At 42.5% G+C, this 18065-nt stretch carries 18 protein-coding genes and 1 other annotated feature; of the genes, 11 read left to right on the plus strand and 7 right to left on the minus strand.

The annotated features are described in order from the left end of the window. Positions 1 to 82: 82 nt before the first annotated feature. Complete coding sequence (locus tag AC6UDG_RS01170) at positions 83 to 1708, minus strand: YfhO family protein (protein ID WP_500706169.1); 1626 nt, start codon at positions 1706 to 1708, stop codon at positions 83 to 85. Between the two features lie 168 nt (positions 1709 to 1876). Next, positions 1877 to 2110, plus strand: a binding site (T-box leader). 47 nt (positions 2111 to 2157) lie between these two features. On the opposite strand from AC6UDG_RS01170, the gene AC6UDG_RS01175 reads away from it, so the two are divergent. From AC6UDG_RS01175 to AC6UDG_RS01225, 11 genes are all read left to right on the plus strand, one after another. Beyond that, positions 2158 to 3000: a MetQ/NlpA family ABC transporter substrate-binding protein gene (locus tag AC6UDG_RS01175; RefSeq protein ID WP_500706170.1), complete on the plus strand. Its 843-nt coding sequence runs from the start codon at positions 2158 to 2160 to the stop codon at positions 2998 to 3000. 99 nt (positions 3001 to 3099) lie between these two features. Beyond that, positions 3100 to 4080 carry a LacI family DNA-binding transcriptional regulator gene (locus AC6UDG_RS01180; protein ID WP_500706171.1) on the plus strand — a complete coding sequence of 327 codons (981 nt, stop codon included), beginning with the start codon at positions 3100 to 3102 and terminating at the stop codon, positions 4078 to 4080. Positions 4081 to 4247: 167 nt separating this feature from the next. Then, positions 4248 to 4994 (plus strand): sugar phosphate isomerase/epimerase family protein, encoded by a 747-nt coding sequence (locus AC6UDG_RS01185; protein WP_500706172.1) that lies wholly within the window; start codon positions 4248 to 4250, stop codon positions 4992 to 4994. Continuing rightward, positions 4995 to 6281, plus strand: a complete 1287-nt coding sequence (locus AC6UDG_RS01190; RefSeq protein WP_500695444.1) for a Na+/H+ antiporter NhaC family protein — start codon at positions 4995 to 4997, stop codon at positions 6279 to 6281. 23 nt (positions 6282 to 6304) lie between these two features. Then, positions 6305 to 7270: a sugar kinase gene (locus tag AC6UDG_RS01195; RefSeq protein WP_500706173.1), complete on the plus strand. Its 966-nt coding sequence runs from the start codon at positions 6305 to 6307 to the stop codon at positions 7268 to 7270. Positions 7271 to 7289: 19 nt separating this feature from the next. After that, the gene (locus tag AC6UDG_RS01200; protein WP_500706174.1) at positions 7290 to 8225 is read left to right on the plus strand and encodes a phosphoglycerate dehydrogenase; all 936 of its coding nucleotides are present in this window, start codon (positions 7290 to 7292) and stop codon (positions 8223 to 8225) included. Between the two features lie 133 nt (positions 8226 to 8358). After that, on the plus strand, positions 8359 to 9762 hold the full coding sequence (locus AC6UDG_RS01205; RefSeq protein WP_500695441.1) for an APC family permease: 1404 nt from the start codon (positions 8359 to 8361) through the stop codon (positions 9760 to 9762). A 107-nt stretch (positions 9763 to 9869) separates the two neighbouring features. Then, on the plus strand, positions 9870 to 10709 hold the full coding sequence (locus AC6UDG_RS01210; protein WP_500706175.1) for a glycosyltransferase family 8 protein: 840 nt from the start codon (positions 9870 to 9872) through the stop codon (positions 10707 to 10709). Between the two features lie 176 nt (positions 10710 to 10885). After that, the gene (locus AC6UDG_RS01215) at positions 10886 to 11659 is read left to right on the plus strand and encodes a (S)-acetoin forming diacetyl reductase (RefSeq protein ID WP_500706176.1); all 774 of its coding nucleotides are present in this window, start codon (positions 10886 to 10888) and stop codon (positions 11657 to 11659) included. A gap of 62 nt (positions 11660 to 11721) precedes the next feature. Further along, positions 11722 to 12171 (plus strand): zinc ribbon domain-containing protein, encoded by a 450-nt coding sequence (locus tag AC6UDG_RS01220; protein WP_500706177.1) that lies wholly within the window; start codon positions 11722 to 11724, stop codon positions 12169 to 12171. 52 nt (positions 12172 to 12223) lie between these two features. Beyond that, entirely contained in the window at positions 12224 to 12856 is a 633-nt protein-coding gene (locus AC6UDG_RS01225; RefSeq protein WP_500706178.1) for a DUF805 domain-containing protein, read from the plus strand. 49 nt (positions 12857 to 12905) lie between these two features. On the opposite strand, the gene AC6UDG_RS01230 is transcribed toward AC6UDG_RS01225, so the two are convergent. The 6 genes from AC6UDG_RS01230 to opp3b all read right to left on the minus strand — a co-directional run bounded on the left by AC6UDG_RS01230 (position 12906) and on the right by opp3b (position 18051). Beyond that, on the minus strand, positions 12906 to 13565 hold the full coding sequence (locus AC6UDG_RS01230) for a zinc ribbon domain-containing protein (RefSeq protein ID WP_500706179.1): 660 nt from the start codon (positions 13563 to 13565) through the stop codon (positions 12906 to 12908). 17 nt (positions 13566 to 13582) lie between these two features. Then, entirely contained in the window at positions 13583 to 13975 is a 393-nt protein-coding gene (locus tag AC6UDG_RS01235) for a zinc-ribbon domain-containing protein (RefSeq protein WP_500706180.1), read from the minus strand. A 144-nt stretch (positions 13976 to 14119) separates the two neighbouring features. Continuing rightward, positions 14120 to 15034: an ABC transporter ATP-binding protein gene (locus tag AC6UDG_RS01240; protein ID WP_500706181.1), complete on the minus strand. Its 915-nt coding sequence runs from the start codon at positions 15032 to 15034 to the stop codon at positions 14120 to 14122. Next, complete coding sequence (locus AC6UDG_RS01245) at positions 15027 to 16076, minus strand: ABC transporter ATP-binding protein (protein WP_500706182.1); 1050 nt, start codon at positions 16074 to 16076, stop codon at positions 15027 to 15029. The genes AC6UDG_RS01240 and AC6UDG_RS01245 overlap by 8 nt, the downstream gene beginning before the upstream one ends. A gap of 14 nt (positions 16077 to 16090) precedes the next feature. Continuing rightward, complete coding sequence (locus tag AC6UDG_RS01250; RefSeq protein ID WP_500693317.1) at positions 16091 to 17119, minus strand: ABC transporter permease; 1029 nt, start codon at positions 17117 to 17119, stop codon at positions 16091 to 16093. After that, entirely contained in the window at positions 17119 to 18051 is a 933-nt protein-coding gene (gene opp3b / locus AC6UDG_RS01255) for an oligopeptide ABC transporter permease (RefSeq protein ID WP_500693318.1), read from the minus strand. The genes AC6UDG_RS01250 and opp3b overlap by 1 nt, the downstream gene beginning before the upstream one ends. Positions 18052 to 18065: the final 14 nt, after the last annotated feature.

The following is an 18065-nucleotide window of genomic DNA, read 5'->3' on the forward strand; positions in this document are numbered from 1 at the left end:
AAGCCAGGGAAGAACCGGAGTAATTGCTTCGGTTCTTTTTTATTAAAAAATGGGATTCACGTCACGTGAGTCCCATTTTCGTTTATTTAAAATGTTTTTTGTAAAATGCCAGCCCAAGGTATCCCAGTAAAAGTAACCAAGAAATAACGCTGATCCAAATCCCAATGATGTGAACGCGGGTGCGGTGATACGTCAATTTGATGGTGTTTGCTCCCTTTTTGACGGGAATGTGGATGGCACGCTTTTGGTCTACTTTAATTGGAACGGCCTGATTGTTAACGGTCACTACGTAGCCAGGGAAGTAAACATTTGGCAAACGAACCCTGGTGGCACTTTCAGCGTCTAACTGGTACTCAATTTGATTGTACGAGGTAGTCCGTTTCTTTTGTTTTAAGCCCTTCTGATTTGGATTCATTTTTAAAATAGAGTGTTCTTTGAGTAGCGGTTCTAGTGAATCGGAAGCATGAGGGAGGTAGTCCCAATAAACGGCCGATTTTCCCACCTTTTCAAATTCCTGTGGTGAAGAAGCCTGAGGTTCCCACGATTTGAGCTGCAAATTGGTGGCAAGTGACGAACAGAGACTAAGTCCTAAAACGCCTAAAATCAGGAGAGCTCCCGTAGAATTGTTTTTGGCAAAAATCTTGGTGATGATTTCTCCGCCCAAAAACGCAAGGAGGACAGTGGTGATGATTAAAAAACGGAATGGGAATTGGATCATTCCCACCCACTTTTGCAAAAGGTCCCACGGGAAAAGATTGGAACTAAAAAGCAGAAAGAGCAGTGAGAGGACCGTCATTGATTTGGAGAACAGGTCAAGTCGATGCCAGAAGACGAACAGCAAGATGATGATCATTAGTCCAACAATGCCAATGCCAGCACCATACTGCCACGGTCCGTTTGGAGTGGGGCCGAAAAACAGATTGGAGGCCGGGATGCTCATGTCTTGGAGGCGACACTTCATGATGGAAATTTCTTGGTCGTAGTGGTAATTCTGAATTAGTGGTAGTAAGAAGAAAGCGGATAAACAAAAAGTGCCGATTGCAGCAACAACCAGTGCTATGACCCGCTTCACCTTAAGTTTCAATGAATCATGGTTTAACATGATAATAATGATCGTCATGGCAGAAAAGGCACCGGCAATCAAAAACGACAGTAGGTGGGTTAATACCAGCAGGGTTAATCCAACGCTTAAGACCCACCACTGGCGATCGTTTTTGATACACACCTGATAAATTCCGTAGAGAACAACTGGTAGAAAGACAAACGCCATTCCTTCAGCCACATCAAAGCGCACAAAGAGGTCGAACGTTAGATACGTCGATAAACCATAGATGATGGCGGATGCGAGTCCAGTCAGTTTCCGATTGGTGATTTTCCAGGTTGCTAGGTACATGGAGATAAACACCAGAAAGTTAATTAGGATTAGGTAAAGTAAGTAGGAAGTGTACGGATTCTTAATGACCAGATGAATCATGGCCTCGGGTAAGACGGCAAAAATCGGATAGAACCCGTTTAGCGGATAACCAACTTTGACAAAAGTTTTCGTCATCATCCCTGGAATCATATGTAAGAAGCCACCGTGTTGAACCTGGATGTAACTCTCGTACGCCCGGGCCAGATGAAACTGCATGTCTTCGCGTGGTAGGATTGGATTGCCAAAGAAATACGGACTGACGATTACCACGCTTAGAATTAAAAATAAAATCATTGAAAATAGCGTAAAATGCTTATGTATGAACTTCGAGATGGTAATTCCCCCTTGTGATTTAATATCATTATTATAGAATAACTTAAAAAGTTATTCTATTTTTTCTCAAAAATGATTGACATTGAGTTTTAAAGCATGTAAAGTAACGACCATTAAAAACAATAAATTAACTAAACGGAAAAGTTGAGTAGGCAGAAGAAACTCAAAGAGAGTCTCAGGCTGGTGCGATGGGATGAGTTGGCGCTGTTGAAGATGGACTTGGAGTTTTCACCAGTGAATCGTGAGCTGGTGACGGGATGCCGCCGATATCATGGACCGGTTATTTTTACAAGTAACCGTTGAGGTAGTCATTGTGAGACGACTATAAACTAAGGTGGTACCGCGGAAGCATTCGTCCTTTTTACAGGATGGATGCTTTTTTGTTTGGTTAATAAATGGGAGGAACGCAGATGAGAAGATGGGTTAAATACTTAATTTGGATTGGAATTATATTGTTTATTGGAATCGCCGGATACTTCAGCTTTTTCCACCAATCAGAGGCTGAAGCGAACACCATTACCGTTGGCATCATGGCCGGATCCAAACAGGAACAGGCCATCTGGAACGAGGTGGCTAAAGACGCCAAGGATAAGTATGGCCTAAACGTTCAGTTTCAAATGTTTACCGATTATTCACAGCCTAACAACGCTCTGACTAACGGAGACATTGACGTGAATGCCTATCAAAACTACCCATTTTTGGACAATTGGAATGACGTTCACCACACGGACATCGTGCCGGTTGGGGATACCGTGATTGAGCCAATGAGAATCTACTCCAATCAGTTTAAGTCGGTTAGTGAAATTTCCAGTGGAACTTCCATTGCGGTGCCAAACGACACTAACAACGAGTCCCGGGCTTTACACGTCCTCCAGAGTGCGGGATTAATTAAGCTAAATCCGAAAAAGGCGTTTACCACCGTCAAGGATATTACTAGTAATCCGAAGAACCTGAAGATTAAGGAAGTTGACGCCTCGCAAACGCCACGATTACTGAATTCAGCGGGAGCTTCCGTTGTGAACGGGAACTTCGCTGAAAGTTCGAACCTGAGTCCGAAGAAGGCCATTTATACGGCACCATTTACCAAGGATTCGCATAAGTGGGTCAACTTTATTGCCGCAAAGAAGCGCGACGAACATAGCAAGAAAATCAAGGAATTAGTGAAAGCCTATCAGACCGAGAAGACCGCTAAACTGATTAAGAAAGAGTCCGGGATTAATCAACAAGCGGCTTGGAACCTTAAATTTAAGTAACTCAATAAGAATTCATCAATTAATTGATGAATTCTTTTATTGGTCTGAAACAATGGTTTAATAAATGGTAGAATGAAAAAAACGATGGGAGTGATCCAAATGGGTTCAGTAGCTACGATTAGAGACGTTGCGTCAGAAGCAGGAGTGTCAACTGCCACCATCTCACGCTACTTAAACGGAAAGACCAACCACATGTCCGATGCTACTGCCAAGCGGGTTACCGAAGCGATCAAAAAGTTGAACTACGTGCCAAACGAATCCGCCAGACAGCTCATTACCAAGCAAAGTCGATTGGTGGCGGTCATTGCGGCGGATGTTGATGATTACTTTTCCACGGAGATTTTTAAGGGTGTTAATTCGGTTTTAAAAAAGAACAACTTCATCGCGGTCTTAATGGACTCCGATAGTGATGAACGGCGGGAACTTGACACGTTATCGTCACTTAACCAACAAATGTTTGGTGGCGTTTTGATTCAGCCGTTAAGTAACGACCTGGACGCTTTTCAAAGCTCAATTCCCACAAATGTACCGGTGGTCATGTTAGATCGGCAGATTAAGGGCAGTCCGTGGCCGAGTGTGGTTACCAATAACTATGAGGTCAGTAAGAAGGCGGCGCGATACTTTAAAGACCAGGGGTTAAGCCACGTCTTTGTGATTACAAATAATGTAAAAAACGTTTCTACCCGAGAACAACGACTGAACGGGATTAAAGCGGTCTATGGGAACCACGTCACGATCATTCAACCGGGAAACGATGAGGCTTCATTTCATCAGGCATACGCCAAACTGAAAAATGACATTGGGAAAACGAACGGGGGGCTGATTTTTGCTTTAAAGGAACGGTGGCTCTTGAAGTTTTTGCCCAAGTTGATTCGGGATGGGGTAATTCGGAAGTCCGATGGAGTGCACATGACGGGATTTTCCGACACATCACTGGTAGATAATATTGATCCAGGAATCAAGGTTATTAATCAGGATCCGTTTCAGATTGGGGTTAGTGCAGCTCAGATCCTGATGGAGGGGATTGAGAGTGATTCCCAACTGATTGCGAAAAAAATTGAGATTCCAGCCCAATTTTAAGTATCAAGGCTAGCCTAGTGAGGCTAGTCTTTTTTTATGGCGTCATGGAAAACGATTACATATTTTTAGAAAAAAGATTACCAAATAGCATTGACTACTTTTATGTAAACGTTTACCATAAGTATCAATATGAAAGCGGTATCAAATTAAAAAAGGAGTGAATACTGATGCGATTGTTTTTAAACACATGGATCTTTGTAAATGACATCGAAGCCGGTACGAGTCAGGCAGCGTTATTCCCACGCGTGAAACAAATGAACGTTGACGGAATTGAGGTTCGACGAGAATACATCAATGATTTTTCAACGGAACTGGATGAGATTGATAATGCCAGATTGAGAACGGGACTCCTTGTTAATTACAGTGTCCCCGATGAGCTGTTTTTAAAGGATGGTTCGGTTAATCCTAAATTGAAGCAGTACTTCAACGAGGGACAACGAATGGGAATTACCAAAATCAAGTTTAACGTGGGAAACTTTCGGGCGTTTGACGGTGATTTGTCCCATGCTTTTGACGGTTTACCACTCGATCAGATTCAAATGAACGTGGAAAACGATCAAACCGAGGTTAGTGGCAAAATGGCTAATGTTAAACACTTTTTAAACCAAGCGAAAAAGAATGGGCTGCCCATTAAGTACGTGTACGACCTTGGCAACTGGGCGTTTACCCATCAAAGTGCGGACTATGCGGCTGATTCTTTGTACCAGTATACCGATTACATTCATCTAAAGAACGTCAACCAGTTTGACGAAGATGACTTACAGACCGCGGACAATCTAAACGACGGCATGTTTGATTGGAAAAACATCCTGAACGAGTTACCGAAAACGGCGGATTTGGCGCTTGAATTTCCGATGGAAGACGACGAACACGTTGAACGTCAGGTCAAGTTGCTGAGAGATGAGGTGATGTAGCTGATGAATACCATTATCGCAATTCTGTTACTGATTACCTTTGCTGGCTTTATCTTTTACATTGTTAAAGGTGGGGACCTGACCATTGGGTTCTTCGTCATGGCAATTCTTTGGACCGTCATTGGTCTAATCCCATATCACACCGCTTTAACGGCGGTCTTTTCAACGCCCGCTTTGAAGTATGGTTCGACAATTATCTACATCGTCTTTGGTTCGTGGTTCGGACGAGTGCTGGTTGACAGTGGCATTGCGCCATCGATTTCGCAGAAAACGAATAAGGTTGGGAAATCGCATCCCTTACTAGCCGCCATCCTGATTGTCTTAGTTACGGCCCTGCTGTTTGTCAGTTCCTACGGAGTGGGTTCGGTCATTGCCATCGGTGTCATTTTGTTACCAATCCTCTTGTCATTGGGGATTCCACGAGACGTGGCCCTAACGACGTTTGCCTTGTCGATTGGTTCCGCCATGTACGTCAACGTAGTGCTCTTTAATCAGATTAAGGCGTTCTTCCCCAAGGCTCAATACAATCTGCATTACCTTGAATTTGGGTGGGCGGCCATGGCGGTGCAACTAATTGCGGTGATCTTGTTTCTAGTGATGAAACGTCACACGTTCAATCCAAAGAATGCCGAGGCCAACCTGAAGAAAATCGGGGCAACTGACCCGGGAGACGTCGACAAGATTCCGTACATTGCGTACGCTATCCCAGTTGTTCCCGTTATTTTGAACATGGCGCTCGGCTGGGATGCCATTCCGGCCTTGATCCTTTCTAGTATCTTGGCCATGCTTGTAACTGGTAAGATGAATGGTTATAAAAAATTCAAAACGTTTCTTAATGCCACGATTAAACAGTCCATTAATGATATTTCGGGCTTAATTATGTTCTTGATGGCACTGGTTATGTTTGCCGGGGCGGCTCAGTTAAACGCTGGTCGTTTCAAGGGAATCTTCAGCGCCATCCTGCCAAACAGTCACTTACTGCTAGCACTTGGAATCGGAGTTCTTGCTCCCTTAGCATTGTTTAGAGGACCACTTCAGGTCTGGGGTGCTGGAGCTGCGACGGCCGCTGTCCTTTCCGCCACCGGAATGTTTAACGACATGTTCCTCTTACCATTAATGTACGTTCCAACCCTGATGGCGGTTTCAACTGATATCACTCAGTCATGGAACGTCTGGGGTCTTGACTACATGAAGGTTCGTCCTCAGCAACTGTTGAAACTGGGAGTTCCGGTCATGTGGATTGTCTCCATTTTAAACGAAATATTAGTGTACTTATTCTTCGGATAGATGATTAAAGAAAGGTGAAAATTATGAGTGAATTTCTGACAATTGGTGAACCAGTGGTAACGTTCGCCTCAACCGATCCTGACGCTACTTTAGCTGATTCGACCCACTATCTAAAAATCCTCGGAGGAGCGGAGCTAAACGTGGCTATTGGTGCTAAACGACTGGGACATTCCGCTGAGTACGTGTCTCAGGTGGGAACCGATCCGCTGGGTAAATACGCCAAAGACGTGATTATCGACCACGGTGTTGGCATTGACTACGTTAAAGACGATCCCGATCACTGGACGGGTCATCAATTGAAACAGATGGTGACGCACGGTGATCCCCAGACGTTCAACTATCGCACGGGATCGGCCGCTTCTCATCTAAATCAAGATGTAATTGACGAGATTAATCTTGACGATGTTAAAATGGCTCATCTAACGGGGATCTTCCCGGCTTTGTCATCTGAAGCGGAAGACTCATATCGTGCATTAATGGACCGATTGATTAATAATGAAATCAAGATAACGTTTGATCCAAACCTGCGTCCCGGACTGTGGGGTGATCATGATCGAATGATTAAGACGATTAACGAATTGGCTAAAAACGCTGACATTGTGATGCCAGGGGTAAACGAAGGCAAGGTCCTCATGGGAAGTGATGACCCGGAAAAAATCGCTGACTTTTACCTCCAAAATGGCGAACGCACGAACGCGGTGCTCATTAAGTTGGGCCCTGATGGTGCGTATGTGAAGACCAAGGATGGTGATTCATACACGGTCTCCGGTTTTAAGGTCGATCACGTCGTTGACACGGTTGGTGCCGGTGATGGGTTTGCACTCGGGGTAATTACCGCACTATTAGAGGGCAAAAATCTAAAGAGTGCGGTCATACGGGGAAATGCCGTTGGGGCGCTTCAAGTTCAGACGCCCGGTGATAACGACGGCTATCCTACTCCAAGTGAATTAAATGAATTTTATAAAAAAGAACACGTTAGTGAATCGTAAGTAGATGGGAGAGATTATGATGGCTAAAAAAGTTGCAGTACAAGCAAGTTTGGCTCCAGATGGAAAACAGCTACTGAAAGACAGTGGCTTTGATGTTGTGGAATTACCGGACAAGAAGATTTCAACGTTGCTTGATATGGCCGCCGATGCTTATGGCATCCTGATTGGGACGACCCCGTTTCCAAATGACACCATTGAAAAGATGCCGAACTTAAAGATCATTGCTAGAAACGGTGTGGGTTATGACAATATCGATGTTCCCTTTATGTTACAACATGGCATATATGTAACAATTACGCCGCTCGCCAATGCCTCAACGGTTGCGGAGACGACGTTAGCCGAAATCTTTGACGTATCAAAGAACGTTACCAATGATTCGCACGAGATGCGTAAGGGGAACTGGAACTACAAGAAAGATCATATGGGTTTTGATTTAGAAGGCAAGGTCCTCGGAATTCTCGGTTATGGCCGAATCGGCAAGATGGTCGCTAAGAAGGTGAGTGGACTGGGGATGAATGTCATCTACAATTCACCACATGCTGAAGACTCTGAATACGGTAAAGCGGTTAATCGCGATGCCATCTTTACTGATTCAGATATCGTCACTTTACACATGCCAGTGCTACCCTCTACTAAACAAAGCGTTGGTAAACGTGAATTTGAGATGATGGACAACTCGGCGGTTCTCATTAATTTGGCTCGTGGAGCACTCATTAATACAGATGATCTAATCGACGCTTTAAAGAGTCACGAAATTAAGGCCGCTGCCCTGGACGTGTTTGATTCTGAACCGCTACCAATGGACAGTCCACTCTACAAGCTGGATAACGTCTTGTTAACACCGCACATTGCCTCTAACACGGTGGAATGCATGAACCGGATGGCGCATGACGCTGCCAGTGAAATTGTAAAAGTCCTAAATGGTGAACAACCACAGTGGGTGGTTAAAAAGTAAAAAAATTAACTAAGAACTGAGACCATTGCATCCCAGTTCTTTTTTTATTTAAGAAAATCTTTAAAAAGTAATTGTCATCATCTTTTTTTCACGGTACAATTCAATGCAATACAAATGAAAAGGAGTGATGCATATGCATAATATGTTCAAGAGAGAATCGGTTGCTAGTTTCGTCAAAGCCGATGCCGGCTTAAAGCGAACACTGACCGCTAAAGATCTAATCGGTCTGGGCGTCGGAGCCGTTGTCGGAACTGGGATCTTTATTCTTCCAGGACACGAAGCAGCTTTACACGCAGGACCAGCAGTCGCACTGGCATTCTTGCTTGCTGCCATCTTAGCTGGGGTCGTGGGTATGGCGTATGCCGAGTTTTCGTCGGCAATGCCCGTTGCTGGTTCAGCATACTCCTTTGGAAGCGTCGTTTACGGCGAGATCATCGGGTGGATTCTTGGTTGGGGACTAATCCTAGAGTACTTCTTGGCAGTCTCCGCTGAGGCCACTGGATTTGCTTCGTACTTTAATAACAATATTTTAGCCGCCATTGGGATTAACATTCCGAAGTTTCTTCAAAGTGGACCGATGGAGGGTGGTATCGTCAACATCAGTGCCGTTGTCATTACCCTGTTAGTTGGATTACTCGCTTTAATGGGAACTAATTTTTCCAAGAAGATTGAAAATGTTGCCGTGCTGGTCAAGATTGGCATCATTGTTTTGTTTATCGTTGTGGGTGTTTTTTACATCAAGTCAAGCAACTACGTTCCGTTTTACCCGAAACAATTTCACACCCCTCCGTTTGGTTTAGGGGGAATCTCAACCGCCGCTGCCACCGTCTTTTTTGCTTTCATGGGCTTTGACGCGTTGGCATCGAACTCTGCTGAAACCATTAATCCTAATAAGAATATGGCCAAGGGAATCCTTGGAACCGTTTTGATTGCGGCCGTCCTATACGTCGGGTTCTCTTTGGTCCTGACCGGAATGGTTCATTACTCACTACTAAACGTTGACGATCCAGCCGCTTTGGCATTCTCCATGGTGCACCTGAACTTTATGAACAAGGCTATCACGATTGGAGCGCTATTTGGAATCTTCACCGCCATGGTTACCATGGTCATCGGGAGTTCCCGACTGGTTTACTCGCTTGGACGTGACGGACTAATTTCTAAGAAAATGGGGAAGATTAACCACAAGACTGGAATTCCAACCTACGCGGTTTGGTTGGCTGTTATCATTCAGGCCATCTTTGCTGGAGTTGTTCCATTGACTCAACTAGTTTCATTGATTAACGCTGGAACTTTGGTTGCGTTTGCTTTTATCTCATTTGGGATCATTCCATTGAGACGAAGAAAGGACATCAAGAATACTGGTTACAAGATGCCACTTTACCCATACCTGCCAATTCTAGCCGGACTGATGAGTATCTACTTCATTATCATGTTACCGAACGTGACCAAGATTGCGGTAATTGGTTGGTTAGCACTGGGAATTGTGATCTACTTTGTCTACGGGATTCATCATTCTCGATTGCAAAATGAAGAATAATTGATAAATGGGAAGCCGTGAGATGGCTTCCCATTATTTATACATAATTGTTGAGAAATATATTCAAATGTGGTGAAATAATATCAAATAAATTATGGGAGTAAAATATGACTACAAAACAACCAATTGAAATTCTTGTAACTATCAATCAAGGGTACATTAATCCATTAAAAATTATGTTATATTCACTTAGACTTAACAATCCAGATGTTAATTTTAGAATTTGGGTTTTACAAGCTGATTTTACACCAGAAAATGATCAACAACTTATTAATTATGCTGGTGAACTACATATGGAACTTCAATCAATCCAAACGGGTCAAAATTTAAAAATTCCAGATTCTTTTTTAAGTGTTTATCATTATCCAAAAGAAATGTATTTTAGATTGTTATGTGGTAATGTTCTACCAAAAGATTTAAAAAAAGTAATTTATTTGGATCCTGATCTTTTAGTTATTAACGACATTCAACCTCTTTGGAATCTCCCCTTAGATGGAAAAATGTTTGCGGCTGCAGTTCATAAAGGGCTCACTGACATGATGAGATCTATTAATAATCTACGTCTTGATACCGATGGGGGTTATTATAATTCAGGAGTTATGGTGATGGATTTGGATCAAATGCGTAAAAAAATTAGGCTTCAAGACATTATTGATACTATTAAAAAGTACAATGATTATCTAATTTTACCAGATCAAGATATTCTAAATTATTTATATGGCAATGATACCAAGGAAATCTCTGAAGATATCTGGAATTTTGATGCGCGTCAATCTTTAAATTATTTAACTCGTAGTGGGGGAAAAGAAGACCTTGATTGGGTTATGAAAAATACGGTTATAATTCATTTCTGTGGTAAACCCAAACCATGGCAGCTTAATAGTAATTCTCCGTATACAGCACTTTGGCTTAATTACCAACAAATTGTTACCAATCAATTAAATTAAAATACAAAATATATAGATTATATACTGGGTAATCATGATTTATTTTTGAACTGGCATTTAAATAAGTAAGAATGGAAAACTAAGAATAGTTTTCCGTTTTTTATATCTTAGAAGCATTTAGCTGTGATAAAATTAACATAAAGATTGATTATTATAGTAAGTGAGGAAATTGAACGATGGATAAGAAAGTGGCTCTAGTGACAGGTGCTGGACAAGGAATCGGAGAGGCTATTGCCAAACGATTGAGTAAAGATGGCTTTTCCGTGGCACTGGTTGGTCGTCATTTGGATAAGGTGGAAGAGGTTGCTAAAGAGATTCAAAGTGACAATGGGGACGCCATTGCCATTAAAGCTGACGTTGCCAATCGTGACGAAGTTTTTGCAGCCGTTGAAAAGGCCGCTAAACATTTTGGTGACTTCAACGTGATTGTGAACAACGCTGGAATTGCGCCAACCACACCAATTCAGACCGTTACTCCAGAGGTCTTGGAACAAGCCGAAAAAATTAACGTGGGTGGTACTATTTGGGGAATTCAGGCTGCCGCTAAGAAATTCAAAGAACTTGGTCATTGCGGTAAGATTATTAATGCTTCATCTCAAGCTGGGATGACCGGTAATGAGAACTTGACCGTTTATGGTTCAACTAAGTTCGCTATCAGAGGAATTACTGAAACAACCGCCAAGGAACTTGCCGATGACGGGATTACCGTTAATGCATACTGCCCTGGCATCGTGGTCACTCCCATGATGAATGATATTGCCCAAAATGTGGCTGATGAAGCCGGGAAACCATTTGAATGGGGAATGGAACAGTTTGCAAAAAACATTGCCTTGAAACGACTTTCAAAACCTGAAGACGTGGCTGGCTGTGTTTCATTCTTAGCTGGTCCTGACTCTAACTACATGACTGGTCAGTCATTGTTAATTGATGGTGGAATGGTATTTAACTAAATAGATCGGAACTCTAGCTTTAGCTGGAGTTCTTTTAATACATACGAAAAGGTGAAAGAAAAATGACATTAAAAACAAGGTTTTGTCCTAACTGTGGAGCTGAAATTCCAGTTGACGTGAAGTTCTGTACGAAATGTGGGTACAAACAACCTACTATTGATGAGTTGGAAGAAATGAATCAGGAAGAGGAGACAACTACGGTTGAAGTTGGCTCAAATGAAAAACAAGACGATGGTCAACTTAAAATTGTGATTCCTGTTTCAGCTGGTGCAATTCCTGATGGATATGAATTCAATCAAAACGGGTCAGTGGCATTAAGTGACCACTATATTCCAGATGATGATCAGATTTTGCGGGATTTTCAACAGGAAGCTTTTAATAAAATTAGAGATATTGTGAAAGAAAATAACTGTGATGGTGCCTTTAACTTGGCAATTCAGACTCAAATTGACGGAGATAGTTCAAAAATGTTCATTTTCGCCTATTTTGACATGGCAAATAGTGTAAAATAAAAGTAGATGTTACATTAGCATCGATTTAAATACATACTATGGAGGTTTTACGATGGATGACACCAAGCACTGTCCCAATTGTGGCAAGTTGTTAAAGGCGGATGTTAAATTCTGTCCTTATTGCGGTCAAGCTCAACCCGAGATGGCTGATGCCCAAAGTAATCAAAGCACTGATAATCAACAGGCTAATTATGGTTATCAAGAAACTAATAATGAGCAGCAGACTTATCGGCCAGAATCCAATAATGGAGCGGATATTCGCTCGAAATATTCATCACCTAACATGATTACATCGTTTAAGGACCTATTTGGGAACATGTTTCATATTTCTGGAAGGATGAGCAGGGCGTCGTATTGGTGGTCATACTTAGATGTATGTTTAATTACAGTTGCTTTTTATTTCTTGATGTTTGTGTTCGGTAGTATAGATTCTTCGGTGGCATACGCGATTACAATATTGATTGGAATTGCATTTCTTGTTTTTGGTGTTGCCGCAGGTATTGCACAAATCACTTCTACCTGTCGTAGATTTCATGACATCAATTATTCAGCTGGTTTCTGGTGGTTACAACTGATTCCATTTGTTGGAAGTATCATCGTTTTCATTTTCATGTTGTTTAGCTCTGTGGACGAAGGCAATCGATTTGGCGGACCAGATGTTAGCTATTTGAAGAAATTAAAATAGTCAGTAAAAAAACACTGCTTAATCGGCAGTGTTTTTTGTATATATATTATTATTGTTGTGGACCCATAATAAATTGTTTTCCCGATTTCATATTGTTTCCCCAATTGATATTAATAGCGGTTTTAGTTAGGTGGAAAGTATCAGTGAGACTACTAGCTAATTGTAAGGGGAGTTTTTTAGGATCTTCGTTAGAATCGTCATTGTTTAGAACTTTATACATGTAAAATGACTGATTTTGGTGTGGTAGTTTGGCCTTGATCAAGTAGAAGCTACCATAATTTGCATTCTTTTTATCGTTTGGATGTTTTATGTAAAATTTATATGATTTGTCTTTCGTATTGTACATTAACGTGGCATGTGCTTCACTAAGTTCATCACTTAATGAAAATCCATTAGGTGCATCGTTGTCAGGACGGGCTGTGTGATTAATCGACTTAATCACGCTACTAGCATTCGTATCCTGATTAGGGAAAACATGGCGCGCCCTAAAGTAGAAGTTCAAACCGAAAATAACGGCAAGGACAATGGTTCCAATCCCACCTAGCAGTTTCTTCAAGTTACTTTTATTGTTTTGGGGATGATTCTCAGTCGGAGCGGTTTTGGTTTGTTGCTGGGTAGTCTTGGGCTCCTCAACTCCACAATACGGACAAAAGCTCGCGTCTTTTTTGATCTTTTTACCACAGTTGACACAAAACTTTGTATTATTCATTAGATTTCATCCTACTTTCAAAATACTTGTGAACCCATGACCATCCCGAAAATAATTCCAATGATCATCAAAACGACCGACGCAATTATCAAAATAATTCCAGCGTTTTGGTGATACTTAAGTTCGATTGCGCCAAGGACAATTCCGATAATTCCAAACACGATGGGGATAAAGAGGGTCGACAAAACGGCGGAAATCCAACCGAACACCAGTAGAAGGGTACTGATGGTTTCAGGATTGCCCTGATTGCTAGTAGTCTGAGGTTGCATACTTGCTGGACTTGGTTGTGACTCATTATGCGGGGTCGAATTGATTTCTGGTTGTTTGGCACCACAATACTGACAGAACTTTGTTTCCTTTGGGATCTTCTTGCCACATTTAATGCAGAATTTTTCGTTAGTGTTATTCATTGAGATAAGCCTCCATCTTGTGATTGAATTCATTATTCACATTAATAATACCATTCCCTTGTTACTCCCGCAATTGAAGGCTGAATTAAGAGAAATAAAAAACGTTCGACTGAATTTATTTTCAATCGAACGTTTTTGAAACGGCTATTTGTATTGTTGGGCTTCCTCATCACTACAGTAGAGCCAGTGACCAGGACGGACTTCCTGAAGGTATTGGTCTTCTTTAAATGGTTGACTATGGTCGAACTTGATAATCTTGTGCTGCTTCTCTGAGTGTGGGTCAGGAACTGGCACCGCTGACAACAAGCTTTGGGTGTACTTGTGAAGGGGATGGTTGTATAACTCATCGGTATCAGCCATTTCCACGATTTTACCAGCGTACATAACGGCGATTCGGTCACTAATGTACTTCACCATTGAAAGGTCATGAGCGATGAATAGGTACGTTAGACCCTCTTTTTCTTGAATGTCCTGCATTAGGTTTACAACCTGGGCTTGAACGGAAACGTCAAGGGCGGAAATTGGTTCATCGGCGATGATGAACTTAGGTTTAACCGCTAGGGCTCTAGCAATTCCAATTCGTTGTCGTTGACCACCGGAGAACTCGTATGGGTAACGACTGGCATGCTCTTCGTTTAGGTTAACGAGGTGAAGGAGCTCTTGAACTCGGTTATCTCGTTCATCAGAATCTTTAACCAGGTGATTGATATCAAGGCCTTCGGCGATGATATCCTCCACTTTCATTCGGGGGTTCAGTGAGGCATACGGATCCTGAAAGATCATCTGCATCTGACTTCGGAGGTTTTTCATCTGTTTGCGTTTTAGCTTCGAGATGTTTTGCCCCTCAAAGTCAATTTCACCATCAGTTGGGTCGTATAAACGAATGATGTCTCTTCCAGTCGTACTTTTACCAGAACCAGATTCACCAACCAGTCCCAGCGTTTCACCAGGATAAATGTTGAATGAGATGTCGTCAACGGCCTTAACTTCGTCGGGCTTTCCGACGTTAAAGTATTGTTTTAAATGTTTAACTGAAACAATTGGATCCTTTTTAGTCATGGTCGTTTTCACCTCGTTTCTTAAATTCAGCCTGACGCTTTTGAATTGATTTCGGTGGGGTAACCTTTGGAGCTCGCTTGTCTAACAACCAGGTGGCGGCGTAGTGGCTGTCACTGACCTTGAAGAAGGGTGGTTGTTGTTCATGGTCGATCTTTAAAGCGTACTTGTTACGGGCATAGAAAGCGTCACCCTTTGGTGGGTTAATCAAGTTTGGTGGGGTCCCTGGAATCGTGTTTAATCGATCACTCTTCATGGATAAAGTTGGCATGGAATCAAGTAGTCCCCACGTGTAGGGATGTTGTGGATTGTAGAAAATGTCGTCAACGGTTCCATACTCGACAATCTTACCGGCGTACATGACGGCTACTCGGTCAGCGATGTTAGCAACCACCCCTAAATCATGGGTGATGAAGATAATCGACGTTCCAATTCTGTCCTTTAACTCTCTTAGTAGCTTAATGATTTGAGCTTGAACCGTAACGTCCAGGGCGGTAGTCGGTTCGTCGGCAATCAGAATATCGGGTTTATCGATAATTGCCATCGCAATCACGATTCTTTGTCGTTGACCACCGGAGAACTGGTGGGGATAGTCGCGCATTCGTTCTCTAGCGTTGGGAATTCCAACTTCTTCTAAGACTTCAGCGGCCTGTTCAAGGGCTTTACCCTTAGACATTCCCTCGTGAACTCGGAGTGGTTCGGCCACCTGATTACCGATGTTCATGGTGGGGTCCAGTGAGGTCATTGGATCCTGAGAAATCATGGCAATCTTGCCGCCCCGAATCTTATCCATTTGTTTTTTGGATTCTTTTAAAATATCTTTGCCTTCAAAATCAATTGTACCGTTGGTGATGGTTTCGTTATCAGCTAGAAGACGCATGATAGTTCTCACGGTGATTGATTTCCCTGAACCAGATTCACCAACAAGGGCGAGCGTTTCTCCCTTATCAAGGTGGAAGCTAACGTCACGAATGGCCTTCACGGTTCCGTTTAGGGTAGCAAAATCAATTGACAGGTTTTTAACGTCTAAAACTTTTTGAGCCATCTTATCTGTCTCCTTTACTTAGATTTTGGATCGAACGCATCTCTTAATCCATCTCCAAGCAGGTTGGTCGTAATCATAATGACAGACAGTACGATTGCTGGAACCCACATTTGATATGGTAAGAAATGAAAGGCCTTCTGACCATCGTTTAGAAGTGTACCAAGGGATGCGTTTGGTGCTGGGATCCCAATTCCAATGAAACTTAGGAAGGCTTCAAAGAAGATGGCCGATGGAATAGTGAACATGGTTTGAATAATGATAGTAGAACTGAGGTTTGGAATCAGGTGTTTCATCGCAATCTTGAATGGTGATTCACCAAGGGTTCTGGCGGCTAGGACGTATTCGGATTCCTTTAGTTTAAAGGTCTGAGCACGAACTAAACGTGACATGGTGATCCATCCGGTAAAGGCAATGGCGATGATGATTGAAGTGATTCCGGGTTTTAGGATTAGTAGTAATAAAACAACGACGATTAGGTTAGGAATTGATGAGAGGATTTCAACGATTCTCTGCATGAAGGTGTCAACGGCACCGCCAACCCAACCGGAGATTAAACCGTATGGAACACCAACAAGAAGGTCAACGGCTGTCGCAACAACCGCGATAAACAGTGATAACCGGGTCCCGTACAGAATTCTTGAGAAGAGGTCACGACCAAGGTAGTCGGTCCCCATGATGTAGTAAGTTCCCTTTGGAACGTGTTCTGCTTGATATGCGTTAACCATGTGGCCACCGGCTTCGTGAATCCCATTTAGACCGGGGATGTTAAGTGAACCCCACTTTGGTGGTAAGTTCGCGTACAGGACGTTTTGAGCGTTTGGATCGTGTGGTGAAAGAATCGGGGCGAAGATTGCGACTAGGGCGATAATGACTAAGAGAATCAAAGAAGTCATGGCAACTTTATTTCGAACTAGTCTTCGTTTAACGTCTTGAAAGTACGTTAAAGATGGGGTGTTAATTGATTCCGATTCAGTGTCCAAGTTTGAAAGATCGTCACTTGCGAACTGGAACTGATCTTCAAGTGGTGGTAAGTTTTCGGCCATTATTCTTTACCTCCGTTTCCTAGTCTGATTCGTGGATCGATGATTCCGTAAAGAATATCGACAACTAAGATAATGACAACTAATAAGAATGAGTAGAAAATTGTCAGTCCCATGATGGTAGGGTAATCGTTCGTCAGAATGGACTGAACGAATTGATTACCAATTCCAGGAATTGAGAAGATGTTTTCAACCACCAGTGAACCGGTCATGATTGAAACGGCCATGGGACCAACGATGGTGATAACGGGAATCAGTGAGTTTCTAAGCGCATGATGCGTAATCGTCTTTCTTTCCGAATCACCCTTGGCTTTAGCCAGTTCAATGTAGTCACTATCTAAGACATCAACCATTTCAGTTCTCATGAACCGGGCGACGTTTGCAAGTGGAAAGGCCGCAAGCGCTAACGTCGGTAGGATACTGGAACTGAAGTTCTGCCAGAGGGCAACTGGGAACCATTGCAGTTTGTAGCCGAAGTAGTACTGAAGCAGAACGGCTAAAACGAAACTTGGGATTGAGATCCCAAGGATTGAGATGAAGGTGGCACTTGAATCAACCCAGGTATTTTTCTTGATGGCGGCAACGGCACCAAGGATGATCCCAAGAACCGAACCAACGACCATGGCTTGGGTACCAATCTGCATTGAAGGACCAATGTCATGGGCAATCAATTGAGTAACTGGTTGGTTGTTAAATTGAAATGAAGTACCTAGATTTCCGTGGAGTAAATTTCCCATGTAGATTAAGTACTGATCCCATAGTGATTTGTTTAATCCGTACTTTTGGTTCATTATTGCGATTTGACTTGGCTGGAGTTTTGCCTGGTTTGAGTAAGGCGTACCGGGTAAAAATTTCATCAGGAAGAAGGTAACCGAAGCAACAATGAATAAAGTGAGGACTAGGTAGAAAATTCGACGGATGATGTATTTAGTCATTTTAATTTACCTCT

The organism is Fructilactobacillus sp. X2R1C1 (assembly GCF_059901435.1).